The sequence below is a fragment of the Streptomyces sp. NBC_01261 genome (assembly GCF_036226385.1).
Classification (GTDB): Bacteria; Actinomycetota; Actinomycetes; order Streptomycetales; family Streptomycetaceae; genus Streptomyces.
The window spans coordinates 5867143-5881186 of the sequence record NZ_CP108463.1 but is presented as its reverse complement, the minus strand read 5'-3'; the positions used below and the strand labels follow the sequence as shown (position 1 = coordinate 5881186).

At 70.6% G+C, this 14044-nt stretch carries 11 protein-coding genes; 2 read left to right on the top strand and 9 right to left on the bottom strand.

Translation table 11 applies throughout. From position 1 onward, the window contains the following. The first annotated feature begins 32 nt into the window (after positions 1-32). On the top strand, positions 33-1421 hold the full coding sequence (locus OG226_RS25945) for a pectate lyase family protein (protein ID WP_329350164.1): 1389 nt from the start codon (positions 33-35) through the stop codon (positions 1419-1421). 73 nt (positions 1422-1494) lie between these two features. Here the strand turns inward: OG226_RS25945 and OG226_RS25940 are convergent, their stop codons facing one another. The 8 genes from OG226_RS25940 to OG226_RS25905 all read right to left on the bottom strand — a co-directional run bounded on the left by OG226_RS25940 (position 1495) and on the right by OG226_RS25905 (position 11696). Then, entirely contained in the window at positions 1495-1971 is a 477-nt protein-coding gene (locus tag OG226_RS25940) for a hypothetical protein (RefSeq protein WP_328681159.1), read from the bottom strand. 46 nt (positions 1972-2017) lie between these two features. Continuing rightward, complete coding sequence (locus OG226_RS25935) at positions 2018-2176, bottom strand: hypothetical protein (protein ID WP_328681161.1); 159 nt, start codon at positions 2174-2176, stop codon at positions 2018-2020. Positions 2177-2348: 172 nt separating this feature from the next. Then, the gene (gene metG / locus OG226_RS25930) at positions 2349-3923 is read right to left on the bottom strand and encodes a methionine--tRNA ligase (RefSeq protein WP_329350163.1); all 1575 of its coding nucleotides are present in this window, start codon (positions 3921-3923) and stop codon (positions 2349-2351) included. A 45-nt stretch (positions 3924-3968) separates the two neighbouring features. Then, positions 3969-5699, bottom strand: coding sequence for a methionine--tRNA ligase (metG, locus tag OG226_RS25925; protein WP_328681166.1), 1731 nt, complete (start codon positions 5697-5699; stop codon positions 3969-3971). Positions 5700-5857: 158 nt separating this feature from the next. Beyond that, a complete protein-coding gene (locus OG226_RS25920) occupies positions 5858-7720 on the bottom strand; it encodes a VWA domain-containing protein (RefSeq protein WP_329350162.1) in 1863 nt (620 codons plus the stop codon). Positions 7721-7920: 200 nt separating this feature from the next. Continuing rightward, positions 7921-9882 carry an FUSC family protein gene (locus OG226_RS25915; protein WP_329350161.1) on the bottom strand — a complete coding sequence of 654 codons (1962 nt, stop codon included), beginning with the start codon at positions 9880-9882 and terminating at the stop codon, positions 7921-7923. Positions 9883-9908: 26 nt separating this feature from the next. Next, positions 9909-10907: an endonuclease/exonuclease/phosphatase family protein gene (locus OG226_RS25910; protein WP_328681172.1), complete on the bottom strand. Its 999-nt coding sequence runs from the start codon at positions 10905-10907 to the stop codon at positions 9909-9911. A 36-nt stretch (positions 10908-10943) separates the two neighbouring features. Beyond that, the gene (locus tag OG226_RS25905; protein ID WP_329350160.1) at positions 10944-11696 is read right to left on the bottom strand and encodes an alpha/beta fold hydrolase; all 753 of its coding nucleotides are present in this window, start codon (positions 11694-11696) and stop codon (positions 10944-10946) included. A 95-nt stretch (positions 11697-11791) separates the two neighbouring features. Between OG226_RS25905 and OG226_RS25900 the strand changes: the two genes are divergently transcribed. Beyond that, the gene (locus OG226_RS25900) at positions 11792-13153 is read left to right on the top strand and encodes an aminotransferase-like domain-containing protein (RefSeq protein WP_328681177.1); all 1362 of its coding nucleotides are present in this window, start codon (positions 11792-11794) and stop codon (positions 13151-13153) included. Here OG226_RS25900 and OG226_RS25895 read toward each other — a convergent pair. After that, a complete protein-coding gene (locus OG226_RS25895) occupies positions 13035-14012 on the bottom strand; it encodes a hypothetical protein (RefSeq protein ID WP_328681178.1) in 978 nt (325 codons plus the stop codon). The genes OG226_RS25900 and OG226_RS25895 overlap by 119 nt on opposite strands. Positions 14013-14044: the final 32 nt, after the last annotated feature.

Below are 14044 nucleotides of genomic sequence, written 5' to 3'. Positions count from 1 at the left end.
CGTAACCCCTCACCGCACCAAAGGACTCCCCCGTGGCCGCCACCGCTTCACCCGCCCCCACCCCCACTCCCTCCCCCTCCCACCGCCGCTCCGTCCGCAAGCGCCGCACGATCGTCGTCACCGCCGCTGCCGCCGCCGCGGGCATCGGCGCCGGCATCCTCGTGCTCAACGCGAACGCGGCCAGTACCACCGCGGCCGTCGACCTGTACCACCAGACGCTCGCGGCCAAGGACGGCTGGGCGTCGTCCGGGACCGGTACCACCGGCGGCGCCAAGGCCGACGCCGCCCACACCTTCACCGTCAGCACCCGCGCGCAGCTCGTGAAGGCGTTGGGGTCCGCCGGTGACACCACCCCGCGGATCGTCAAGATCAAGGGGACGATCGACGCCAACACCGACGACTCGGGGAAGAAGGTGAGCTGCGCCGACTACTCCTCCGGGACCGGCTATTCGCTGGCCGCGTACCTCAAGGCCTTCGACCCGTCCACGTACGGCACCTCCAAGCTGCCCTCGGGGACGCAGGAGAAGGCGCGGGCCGCAGCGCAGGCCAAGCAGGGGAAGAACATCATCTTCCGGGTGCCGGCCAACACCACCGTCGTGGGCGTGCCCGGCACCAAGGCCGGGATCACCGGCGGGATGCTGCAGATACAGAGCGTGGACAACGTCATCGTGCGGAACCTGACCTTCGCCGCCACCCAGGACTGCTTCCCGCAGTGGGACCCGACGGACGGGGACAGCGGCAACTGGAACTCGCAGTACGACGCGGTCACGCTGCGCGGTGCCACGCACGTCTGGGCCGACCACAACACGTTCACCGACGCGCCCGGGCTCGACACCTCCGACCCGACGTACTACGGGCGCCAGTACCAGATCCACGACGGCGACCTCGACATCACCAAGGGCTCGGACCTGGTGACCGTCGAGCGCAACCAGTTCACCAACCACGACAAGACGATGCTCATCGGCAGCAGCGACACCGACAGCGTCGGCAAGCTGCGCGTCTCCATCCACCACAACGTGTGGAAGGGGATCGTGCAGCGGGCTCCGCTGGCCCGGATCGGACAGATCCACATCTACAACAACTTCTACGACACCACGAACCTCAACGGGTACGTCCTCCAGTACAGCGTCAACTCCCGTGCCAAGGCGCAGGTCGTCGCCGAGGACAACTACTGGAGGATTCCCGCGAGTCAGAAGGTCGCCAAGCTGTTCAGCGGTGACGGGACCGGGTCCATCGCGGGCGGCGGCAACCTCGTCAACGGCACGGCCACCGACCTCGTCGCCGCCTACAACGCCGCCAACTCCAAGAAGCTGAAGACCACCGTGAACTGGACGCCGACCCTCACGGCCGGTCTGGAGACCTCCGCCAAGAACCTGCCGACGGAACTCGCCACGACCACGGGCGCCGGCGTCCTGTCCTAGGAATCAGCGAGCAACGAGCCGCCCTTGCATCTGCCGAAGCGAGAACACCAGCCAGGTGCAAGGGAGTTGCGGCTCAGCTGTCGTACGTGCCGTCCCACGGCGGCCCGAAGCAGTGCCGGTCCGGGAACAGTTCGGCCCAGCTCCCCTCCTCGTCCTCCTCGACCAGGAGGCCGAACAGGACGCCGTCGACGGTCCGTTGGAAGGGGCGGATCGCGATGTCGGTGTAACTGCGGCGGGGGAGGGCGCGGAGCAGTTTCGCCAGGTGGATGCGGGCCTGGGAGAGAACCGAATCGTCGCCGTGCGGGGCGCGTTGCTGCTCGGCCCAGGTGCCGGCGCACCAGATCTCCGAGTCGCGGTAGCGGCCCGCGGCGTCGAAGGTGTGGAGCACCGTGTAGAGACGTTTCTGCTCTTCCCAGCCGTCGTCGGGACGGAAGCCTTGGGGGAACGCGTAGGTGACCGACGCCAGGAACTGGCCGTCCGCGTAGCGGCCGACGGCGCCGCTGCGTTGATTCGGCTCGTAGGCGATCGGAATGACCTCGGGGACTGCCATGGCGGAACCTTACGGGTTGGCGCGAACACGTCTACGACGGGGTCGGTCAGCGAGACCGTGCGACCTCGCCGAGTTGCCCCTGGGTCAAGGGTGGCACCTCGATCGGGTGCGCCGCACCGGCCCGCAGACCGTCGAGGAAGAACGCCAGGCAGCGGCGCCAGGCGTCGGGCGCCGTCTCCATCGGCTCCCGGATCACCTGGGACATCGCCCAGATCAGGGTGACGAGGTCCTGCGGTTCGAAGTCGGCTGGTGACGGGCGGTCCCGAGCGGTTCGGGAACGTGGGCGACCGGACCCTCGACCCGGACGAAATCGCCTACGGCGCCTGGGAGTTGGCGGCGCGGCGGGACCGGGCGGAGGACACGTTCAGCGTGCTCGGTCAGGAGTCCGTACGGTCATCGAGACGCGGAAAGAGCACCGCGCCCTTCGTCACCGGTGAGCCGGGCGGAAGCGCACCCCACACGGAGGCGTCCCGGACCCGCTGGTCCCTCAGCGCGCCCAAGGACGTCGAGGCGCCGAGGGAGTCCCAGAGGCGTTCCGACGTCTCCGGCATGACCGGTTCCAGGAGGATCGCGATCGCGCGGAGACAGTCCGCGGCCGTGTAGAGGATCGTCGCCAGGCGGGTGCGGGCCTCGGGGGAGTCGGACTTGGCGACCTTCCAGGGTTCCTGGTCGGTCAGATAGCCGTTGACCTGCCGGACGAAGTCGAAGACGGCCAGGATGCCGCCCTGGAAGTCGAGTTGGTCGCCGATACGGCGGTCCGCCTCCGAAGTCGCCCTGAGCAGAGCGGACTTGAGTGAGCGCTCGGCCTCGGACTCCTCACCCGGCGCGGGCAGGACGCCCTCGAAGTACCTGGCCGTCATCGCGGTCACCCGGGACGCCAAGTTGCCGTAGCCGTTGGCGAGTTCGCTGGTGTAGCGGGCGGTGAAGTCCTCCCAGGAGAAGGAACCGTCCTGGCCGAAGGCGATCGCGCGCAGGAAGTACCAGCGGTAGGCGTCCACGCCGAAGTGCGCGGTGAGGGTCTCGGGGCCGATGCCGGTCAGGTTGGACTTGGACATCTTCTCGCCGCCGACCAGGAGCCAGCCGTTGGCGGCGATCCGGCCCGGCAGCGGCAGGCCGTTGGCCATGAGCATCGCCGGCCAGATCACCGCGTGGAAGCGGAGGATGTCCTTGCCGACCAGGTGGACGTCGGCCGGGAAGGTCGCCTCGAACTTCTCGGGGTTCTCGTTGTAGCCGACGGCCGTCGCGTAGTTGAGGAGCGCGTCCACCCAGACGTAGATCACGTGTGACTCGTCCCAGGGAACCTTGACGCCCCAGTCGAAGGTCGAGCGGGAGATCGACAGGTCCTGGAGACCCTGGCGGACGAAGTTCACGACCTCGTTGCGGGCCGAGGCGGGCTGGATGAAGTCCGGGTGGGCTTCGTAGTGGGCGAGGAGACGGTCGCCGTACTCGCTCAGCTTGAAGAAGTAGTTCTCCTCCTTGAGGAGTTCCACCGGGCGTCGGTGGATGGCGCACAGCTTGGTGCCGTCCTCCGCCTCGACCAGCTCGCCCGGGAGCTTGTACTCCTCGCAGTACACGCAGTACGGGCCCTCGTAACCGCCCTTGTAGATCTCGCCCTTGTCGTACAGGTCCCGCACGAACTCCTGGACGCGGTCGGTGTGGCGGCGCTCGGTGGTGCGGATGAAGTCGTCGTTGGAGATGCCGAGATGGGCCCAGAGGGGTTTCCAGGACTCCTCGACCAGGCGGTCCGCCCACTCCTGTGGGGGCACGCCGTTCGCCTCCGCCGTGCGCAGGATCTTCTGGCCGTGCTCGTCCGTGCCCGTGAGGAACCAGACGTCCTCGCCGCGCCGGCGGTGCCAGCGGGCGAGGACGTCGGCGGCGACGGTGGTGTAGGCGTGGCCGAGGTGGGGGGCGTCGTTGACGTAGTAGATGGGGGTGGTGACGTAGTACGTCATCGGCTCATCCCCGGTCCGCGCCGCAGCGCCCCTTTCGCCACCGGGTCAGGCCTGGTCTCCGCCGAAGCGCTCCTTGTACGTCTCCAGGTCCTCGTCCGTGAGCTTGGCGAAGAGGACCGGGGGGACGGTGAAGGGGGTGCCCGCGGGGACGGAGGTCAGCGACTTCGCCTCTTCCGACGACACCCAGGTCGCCGTGTCGGCGGGGAGCGCGAACGCTGCTCGCATCGCCGCCGAGGAGGACGGGATGAAGGGTTCGGAGACGACCGCGTAGAGGTGGATCAGGTTCATCGCGGTGCGGAGGGTGAGGGCCGCGGCCTCCGGGTCGGTCTTGATCTCCAGCCAGGGGGCCTTCTCCTCCAGGTAGGAGTTGCCGGCCGACCACAGGGCGCGGAGTGCCGCCGCGGCCTTGCGGAACTGGAGGGACTCCATCTGGGTCTCGTACTCCGCCACCAGATCGGCGATCTGCTCGCCCAGCTTCGTCTCCGCCTCGCCCGCCACCGCGCCCGCCGGGACCTCGTCGCCGAAGCGCTTCTTCGAGAAGGAGAGGACCCGGTTGACGAAGTTGCCCAGGGTGTCGGCCAGGTCCTTGTTGACCGTCGCCGTGAAGTGCTCCCAGGTGAAGGACGAGTCGTCGGACTCGGGGGCGTTGGCGATGAGGAAGTAGCGCCAGTAGTCCGCCGGGAGGATGTCCAGGGCCTGGTCGGTGAAGACGCCTCGCTTCTGGGACGTGGAGAACTTGCCGCCGTAGTACGTCAGCCAGTTGAAGGCCTTGACGTAGTCGACCTTCTTCCACGGCTCGCGTACGCCGAGTTGGGTGGCGGGGAACATCACCGTGTGGAACGGGACGTTGTCCTTCGCCATGAACTCCGTGTAGCGGACGGGGTTCTCGCCGGTGTCGCTCTCGTACCACCAGGACTTCCAGTCGCGCGTCTCACCGGCGGGGGCCGCGTCCGACCATTCCTTCGTCGCGCCGATGTACTCGATCGGGGCGTCGAACCAGACGTAGAAGACCTTGCCCTCCGCCGCCAGCTCGGGCCAGGTGTCGGCGGGGACCGGGATGCCCCAGTCCAGGTCGCGGGTGATCGCGCGGTCGTGCAGGCCCTCGGTGAGCCACTTGCGGGCGATGGACGACGCGAGCTGCGGCCACTCCTCCTCGTGGGCCGCGACCCACTCCTCGACCTCGTGCTGGAGCTTCGACTGGAGGAGGAAGAGGTGCTTGGTCTCACGGACCTCCAGGTCCGTGGAGCCGGAGATCGCCGAGCGCGGGTTGATCAGGTCCGTGGGGTCCAGGACCCGGGTGCAGTTCTCGCACTGGTCGCCGCGGGCCTTGTCGTAGCCGCAGTGGGGGCAGGTGCCCTCGACGTAGCGGTCCGGGAGGAAACGGCCGTCGGTGGGCGAGTACACCTGGCGGATGGCTCGCTCTTCGATGAAGGCGTTCTCGTTCAGGCGGCGGGCGAAGTGCTGCGTGATCTCCCTGTTCTGGGGGGAGGAGCTGCGGCCGAAGTAGTCGAAGGCCAGCGCGAAGCCGTCGTAGACCGCCTTCTGCGCGTCGTGCGCCTGCGCGCAGAACTCCGCTACGGGGAGACCCTGCTCCTTCGCGGCCAGCTCGGCCGGGGTGCCGTGTTCGTCCGTCGCGCAGATGTAGAGGACGTCGTGGCCGCGCTGGCGGAGGTAGCGGGAGTACACGTCCGCCGGGAGCATGGACCCCACCATGTTGCCCAGGTGCTTGATCCCGTTGATGTACGGAAGGGCGCTGGTGATGAGGTGTCGAGCCATCGGGGGGCTGCTCCCAGGTCGGTCTGGCTGGTGCGTTCCGTGTCTTGCGAACGCGTCTTGCGAACCTTGAAATCGTAGCCGACATGGGTGTGCCGCCCGCCTCCCGTTTTACGGGGTGGGAGCGGGCGGCACATGGTCCTGCGGGTACCGCTCTGGGGTTACGGGCGCCAGTCGATCAGGACGCCGTCGTAGAGCTCCGCGTCCGTGAGCTCCAGGGGGGTCGGGCCCGCGTGGAAGAAGGCCGTGTTGTCGGTCTTCAGCTTGCGGAGGTAGTCGAAGGCCTTGTTCTCGTGATCGCCGAACGCGACGAACGAGAAGAACACGGAGGCGTGGGACTTCGCGGCGTCCGTGAGGGACTGGGTGGCCGGGGTCTTCGCGTCCGGGGCGCCGTCCGTCTGGAAGACGACGAGGGCGGGGGTGCCGGGGGTGGCGTTCTTGTCGTAGTGCGTGAGTACGGCTTCTACGGCGGCGTGGTAGCTGGTGCGGCCCATGCGGCCGAGGCCTGCGTGGGCCTCGTCGACCGCGTTCTCGGGGGAGGTGGGGGTGAGGTCGGTCGTGCCGTCGACCTCGGTGGAGAAGAAGACGACGTGGACGGTGGGGGTGGGGTCGGGGTCCAGGTGGGTCGCGAGGGCGAGGGTCTGGTCGGCGAGGGCTTGGGCGGAACCGTCCTTGTAGTACGGGCGCATGCTCGCGGAGCGGTCGAGGACGAGGTAGAGCTTCGCTCGGGTACCGGTGAGGTTGGCCTTGGAGAGGGCGAGTGCGGCGGAGCCGGTCCCTACGACCTCGGCTGCGCCATCGGCCTCGATGATTTCCCCACCCGCACCGCCCGTGACGGTCTCGTCGTCGGGTGCGGGTGGCCCCTGTGGGGCGTCCTCGCCGTCGGCGACCGCGGCAAGGGGGGTGGGTACGGCCGCGTCCACGTCTGCGTCTGCGTCCGCGGCGACTGGTTCCGCTACGGGTTCGGGGGTGACGACCTCGTCGGCCACCGGCTCGACGGTCGGCTCCACCTCGGGGGCGGTCTCCGCGAGTGCCTCCGGCTCGACCTCGGGCTCGGCCTCCGCGACCGGCTCAGCTTCCGCTTCCGGCGTCGCCTCAACCGCAGGCGCGGCTTCCACCTGGGGCTCAGCGCTCGGCTCGGCCTCCGCTTCCGGCGTTACCTCGGCCGCAGGCGCGGCTCCCGCCTCAGCCTCGGCAACCGACTCGGCTTCCGCGACCGGCTCAACCTCGGCCCCTGCCTCCGGCGCCACCTCAGCCACAGGCTCAGGCTCTGCCTCAGTCCTCGCCTCAACAACCGGCTCCGCCTCCGCGACCGGCTCAACAACACCCGCAGTCACCGGCTCAACCACGACCTCGGTCACTGGCTCGACAACAGCCTCAGTCACCGGCTCAACAGCAACCCCGGTCACGGGCTCGGCAACAGCCCCAGTCACCGGCTCACCAGTCACCTCAGTCACCGGCTCAACAGCGACCTCGGTCACAGGCTCAGCAACAACCTCGGCCGCCGGCTCAGCGACAACCTCACCCGTCGGCTCGGCGACAGCCTCAGGGGCCGGCTCGGCGACAGCCTCCGTCGTCGGCTCAACGGCCACCTCGGTCACGGGCTCAGCAACAACCTCGGCCGCCGGCTCCCCAACAACCTCAACCGTCGGCTCGGCGACAACCTCCGTCGTCCCCCCCGGCTCCCGCTCGCCCGCACCCCCGGTACCCTCCGCTCCCTCAACCGACGTCGCCGGCTTCGGGACGGAGACGTTGTCGAAGGCCAGGGCCACGAGTTCGTGCTCGTCGTCGTCCAGGGTGGAGGACGGGCGGGGTTCCGGGACCGTGGCCGTTGCCGTGGGTGACTGCTTCGGGGGCGAGGTGAGGTCGGGTTCCGTGGAGGGGGACGGGAGCTTCGCGTCCGGTTCCGCGGCTACCGTGGTCTGCTGCTCTTGCGAAGGAGTGCGTTCCGCACTCTCTGTCTCGGCGGCACGCTCCTTGCGTGACCTGCCGAACGCATTCCGCAGGAGAGTGAGAATGCCCATGTGCGCAACCCTTCGCGTGAGTTGAAGCCGTCAATCCCTGGCCAGGACGGACACGTAAGGTTAGCGGCCTCGGACGGCGATCTTAGGCATGGGCGAGGCGCATGAGACGCGTCTCGTCAACACCCCCTGTTTCAGCCACCACTTCGCTCACCCGTTCACCTGCCTGTTTGTGCCTGGGTTCTGTCCCTCCGTTCGGTGCCTCAGTGCGGCGACGCGATCGCCCGTGCCGCCGCCACCTCCTGCCGCAACGGCTCCAGCACACTCTCCACCGGGCCCGTCAGATCCGTACGGACCTCCACCAGCACCTCCGACTCGCGTACGCCCGCCGCCAACTCCCGGAGCTGTAGCACTACTTGGGTCACCTCGGCCGGGGACGGCGGTGGTGCTCCGTGCTTCACCCGTACCCGCGCCGCCGTCGTCGCGTCGACGATCCGCTCCACGGCCACGACCAGCGGGAGCCAGCCGGCGGCGAGGCGGCCGGTGGGCGGGGGTTCGGTGAGGGCGCGCTGGAACTCCGTACGGATGACGGACAGATCGCGGTAGAGACGGCGGCGCATGCGGGCACGGGCCGCCGGGTCCGCCTCCGCCGCCACGGGGGTGGTTGTGCCGAACGCCGACTCCACATACCCCGCCGTGTCCGCCACCGCCTCCGCCAACCGGTCCCCCACCCGCGTGTGCCAGCTCTCCGGCCAGAGGAGATAACCGGCCACCAGCGCGATCCCGCAGCCGATCAGGGAGTCCACCAGGCGGGGGAGCAGCAGTGCCGTGCCCTGGTGGTTCAGGACGTCGGAGAGGAGCAGGATCACCGGGGTGATCGCCATCGTCTGGTAGCCGTAGCCGCGCGGGGTCAGGGCCGGGATCAGCGGGGCCAGGACGAGGAGGACCAGGACGTCCCACCAACCCCTCGGTACCGCCGACAGCACCGCCGCCGCGATCACCAGTCCCGCCACCGTGCCGAGCGCGCGCAGCAGCGCCCGGGAGAAGACCGAGCCGAAGTCGGGCTTCATGACGAAGGTGATGGTCAGGGCCACCCAGTACGAGCGCGGGACGGGGAGGGACGACACCAGCACCTGTGCCAGGCCGATGCAGACCGCCAGGCGCAGGCCGTAGCGCCAGGAGCCCGAGGACAGCAACACGTTCCGCGCCGCCCTCGCCGTGCGGATGCGCAGTGCCGCCGGGCGGCCCAGGCGGTCGTCGATGCCCCTCGGGTCGACGTCCGGGGCGGTGACCACCTCCGCCGCGTGGCGCAGGGCGTGGTCGACCGCGCGGGTGGTCTCGCCGGTCGGGGTGGGGAGGTCGAGGCCTATCGGGCCGGTGTAGCCCGTCTCCACGGCGTGGGCCAGGTGGCGGACCGCCTCGCGGATCTCGGGTGGGAGGGGCCGGCCGGACTGGTGGACCGCGGGGGCTGCCTCGACCACGGGCGTGATGGCGTTCAACTGGGCCAGCAGGCGGGTGAGTTCGGGGCTGCGGCCGTGGGCGCGGGCGCGGCGGGCCAGGACCAGGTCGTACGACTGGTTCAGGGACTGGGTGACGGCCTGGCGGGCCGCGTCGTAGGCCGCCGTCGGGTCGTCGCCGCACGTCGCGAGGAGGTCGGCGACGGCGCGGTAGGTGTTCGCCACCGCCGATCGTTCCGGGACGCCGGAGCGCAACGGCCAGGCCAGCAGGGCCAGGAGGAGGACCAGGAGGCCGCCGCCGGACATCAGGGCGGGGGCCAGCCACCATGCGCCGGGGAGCGGAAGTCCCGCGCCGATCACCGAGTTGAGGAGCAGGAGCAGGCCCGATACGGAGGCCACCGCGCCGATCGTCGAGATCATCCCGGAGACGAGCGCGATGCCGGTGAGCGCGGCGACCGCGTACCAGCCGTGGCCGTAGACCGCGGAGCCGAGTGTGACGCCGATCGCGCCGAAGAGCTGGGGGATCGCGATGTTGAGGATGCGCATGCGGTACGCGTCGGCGGTGTCGCCGATGACGCCGGAGAGGGCGCCCATGGAGGCGAGGGCGCCGTAGGCCGGTTGTCCGACGGCCAGGCCGATGGTGAAGGGGAGGGACATCGCGATGGCGGCGCGGGCGATGGCCGGCCAGTTGAGGGGGGCCTGCTGGGGTTGGAGGTTCCTCACCAGCCAGTCGGGGGGTGTGAGGCCGATGGGGAACTCGCGGGACATGCGCCCATTATGAGCGGCCCCTCTCCTTATTCGTGCTGGTGAAGTGTGATGTCGACCAGCAGGGAGCGGTGGTCGGTGTCGGCGATGTCGAGGAATCGGGCGCTGTTCGCGGAGAAGTCCGGGGACAGCAGGACGTGGTCGATCTGGGTGCCGAAGGTGGGGGCGAACCTCTCCGGCCAGCTGGGGGTGCGGGGGTGCCCGGCCATGCGGGCCGCGTCGCGCAGACCGGTGTCCAGGATGCGGCGGAAGGCCGCGTGGTCCTGGGAGGAGTTGAAGTCTCCGGCCAGGACGGTGGGGGTGGTGGGATCGGCGGCGGCGAAGGTGCGGAGCCTGCCCAGCTCGCGGCGCCAGAGACCGACCTGGTTCGGCAACGGGGGCATGGGGTGCGCCAGTTGGAGCCGTACGGAATGACCGGCCACGTCGGCCACCGCGCCCGGCATGCCCATCGTGCCGGTGACGCCCTTCGTGCCCTTGAGCGGGAAGCGGCTCAGGATCACCGACCCGTGCGAGCCGGCCGCCGCCACCGCCTGCCGGTACGGGAACTCGGTGCCGAACTCCTTTCGCAGCGTGGCCTGGCAGGTGTACTCGCACTCCTCCACGAACACCACGTCCGGCCGCTCCCGGCGGATCACCGGCACCAGGGCGCCCGTCCCCTGCCCGAACTCCACGTTCGAGGTCAGGACGCGGAACTCGGCGATCGCCGGGCCGCTCGGGTCCCCGCTCTTCCCGTACGGCTCGATGAACCACGCCAGCAGACCCAGCAGCGCGACCCCCCAGACCAGGCCCAGTCGCCAGCGGCTGAAGAGGGAGAGGAACAGGCCGGCGCCGGTCGGGGCCAGCAACCAGGGCAGGAACGCGAGGAGTTGGGGGACGGGAGTGATGGCGTCCGTGTCCGCCGTACGGCAGCCGACGACCACGCTCACGCCGGTGAACAGCAGCCCGGCGCACCATCGCCAGAAGCGGCGCGTGCGATGGCGTTCGGGCACGAAGTCGGCGGCGGTCCACTCGGTGGTCGCGGTGCCCAAGGGGTTACCTTCCGCCGGTGGACGTAGATGTCCGAATCATCCCACGTGTGCCAGGAACTCCCCCAGCATCTCGTTGAACTCCTTCGGGCGTTCGAGATTCGGCAGATGCGCCGCGCCCTCGATCACCCGGAGCGTGGAGTCGGGGAGCGCCGCGTGCATCGCCTCCGCGTCGGAGACGGGGGTGTAGGTGTCGTCGGCGCCCACGACCACCAGGGCCGGGACCGTCACCCGGGTCAACAGGTCGCGGTAGTCGGGGCGTTGGGCACGGGCGCGCAGGGCCGCCGCGGCGGACCCGGGGTCGGTGGCCGTCATCATGCGGTGGACGTGCGCCTTGACCTGCGGGTCAGCGGACGGCGCCACCATCCGCTCCAGCACCTCGTCGGCGTAACCGCGCATGCCCTCGCGGAGGAGACGGTCGGCCGTCGCCTCGCGGGTACGAGCGGCCTCCGGGGTGTCCGCCGACGGAAAGGTGTCGGCGAGGACGAGACCCCGGACGCGGTCGCCGAACCGGGCGTAGCAGTCCATCGCGATCTGGCCGCCCATCGACAGTCCGGCCAGCACGAATGTCTCGACCTCCAGCTCGTCCAGCAGGGCCTCGATGTCGGTGGTGAAGTCCGAGAAACGGGTGACGGTGAAGGGCGCGGGAGAGCTGCCGTAGCCGCGCAGGTCGGGGGCGACGACCCGGCGAGCGGGGGCGAACGCCTCGGTCTGCGGGGTCCACATCGTGTGGTCGAAGGGGTGGCCGTGGATGAGGACAAGGGGGAGATATGGGGAAGTAAGGGGTGGCATGTGATCGACCCTAGGTCCGCCCGACTCCTCGGTGCAATAAAATCTTTGCTCTCGGTGCAATGTGTCAGGACGAGAGACGTAGAGAGGGTGGCTCCATGGGCGACTACCGGCGCATCGCCGACCGTGTCGCGGACGACATCGCCTCCGGACGGCTCCGGCCGGGTCAACAGCTGCCCCCGCAGCGGGTGTTCGCCCGGCAGCGCGGGATCGCCGGGTCGACGGCCGGGCGGGTCTACGCCGAACTCGGGCGCCGGGGGCTGGTGGTGGGGGAGGTCGGCCGCGGCACCTTCGTGCGGGCCGCGGCGGCGGGGCCGTACGGGCAGGCGATCGTCGAGGCGGCGACCAGCGCCCCGGTGAACCTGGAGCTCAACTACCCCTCCGCGCCCGGCCAGTCGGAGCTGCTGGCCCCCGCCCTCGCGCCGCTGCTCCGCCCGGACGTACTGACCGAGGCCCTGCGCCCGGCGGCCACGACCGGCACCGCGGCAGCGCGCGAGGCCACGGCCGATCTGCTGGCCACCCCCACCTGGCGGCCCGCCCCCGACCGGATCCTCTTCAGCGGCAACGCCCGGCAGGCCATCGCCGCGACCCTCGCCTCCCTCGTCCGGCCGGGCGGCCGGGTCGGGGTCGAGCCGTTGACGTATCCGCTGGTCAGGGAGATCGCGGGGCGGCTCGGGGTCACGCTGGTCGCGTTGGAGGCGGACGGGGACGGGCCGCGTCCGGAGTCGGTGCGGGCCGCGCATCGGACCGCTTCCCTCTCCGCGCTCTATCTCCAGCCGACGCTCCACAATCCGACCTCCGTGACGACGAGCGAGGCGCGGAAGCGGGAGATCGCCGATGTCGTGCGGGAGTTGGGGCTGCCCGTCGTCGAGGACCGGATCTGGTCGTTCCTTCATCCGGACTCCCCCGCGCCGCTCGCCGCCTACGCGCCCGGGCTCGTGCATGTCGTGGACGGGCTGTCGAAGCGGGTCGCGCCGGGGCTCACCGTCGGATTTCTGGTCGTGCCGGAGGGGCGGGTCGAGGCCGTGGGTTCCGCGATCCGGTCGGGTGGGTGGAGTGCGGGGCGGTTCGCGCTGGAGGCGGGGGTGCGGTGGATGGGGGACGGGACCGTGGGGCGGCTGGTCGCGGCCAAGCGGGCGGACGCGGCGGCCCGACAGCGGCTGGTGGGCGAGGAGTTGGGCGGGTTCGCCGTACGGGCCGATCCGCTCGCCTATTACGCCTGGTGGGAGCTGCCCGCGCCGTGGCGGGCCGACACCTTCACCGCCGCCGCGGCGGCGCACGGGATCGCCGTCACGCCCGGGACCGCCTTCGGCGTCGATCCGAAGGTGACCCCGGACGCGGTCAGACTTGGGCTTGCGTCGGCTGCTGTGCCCGATCTGCGGCGGGCGTTGCGGACGCTCGCCTCTCTCGCAGCAGGCGCAGGAGCAGGAACTCCCGTACGGGGCGGGCGTATCGGGTGAGCCAGGCCAGCGCGGCCACCGTCAGGCCCACGCCCAGCAGCAGCCAGGCGACCTTGCGCAGGGTCGCGGTCAGGGCGTCGTAGATCGCGCCGCCCGCCGCGCCGGAGAGCTCGGCCGGCAGGTCGGCGACGGTGAAGTGGCGGCCGATCGCGAGCGCGAGGCCGAGCAGCGCGCCGCCGAGGGCCGTGCCGAGCGCGGTCGCGGTGATCGCGCGGCGGCGGCGCACGGCGACGGCGATGCCGGTGACGGCGAAGACGGCGGCGGCCACGGGGAGCCAGAAGCCGGCGACCTCAAGCACGTGGAACTCCCTCCGGAGCGGGCCCAGTTCACCGGCCGGGAGAACCTCGACCCGGGTGTGCTGGACGGGGATGTTGTTCGCCAACGGGAGGTTCTCGTGGGCGAGTTGGTGTTTGACGCTGGCGGTGACGGGGGCGAGGTCGACGGTGACGGTGCCGGACCGTCCCTCGTCCCGCAGGGCGTTCAGGACGGCGTCGTGCGTGACCCGGTTGCCCTCGTCCCAGGCCACGCGGAAGGCCGCGGTCTTCGTGAACGAGCGGACCGCGTCGTGCACGAACGGCGCCATCACGCCCTGGGTCGCGCTCATCCGGACCCCGCCGACCCTGGCTCCGCCGACCTGGATCCCGCCGATCCGCACCTCGCGCAGGATGCCCGCGCCGACCGTGTCCGCGATCGCGTCCCGTACGGCCGGGTCGGCGGCGAGGGGCGCCATCGTCGTGACGTAGCGGCCGGAGTCGGTCAGGCCGTACGCCGCCCAGGCCGCCAGCGCGCCGAAGGGCGTGAGGAGGCAGGAGAGGGCGACGAGGACGGCCGACAGGGCGCTCCGGAGAGGTGGGGGCACCTCCTCAGGACACGGCCGGGGGGCGTCGTGTG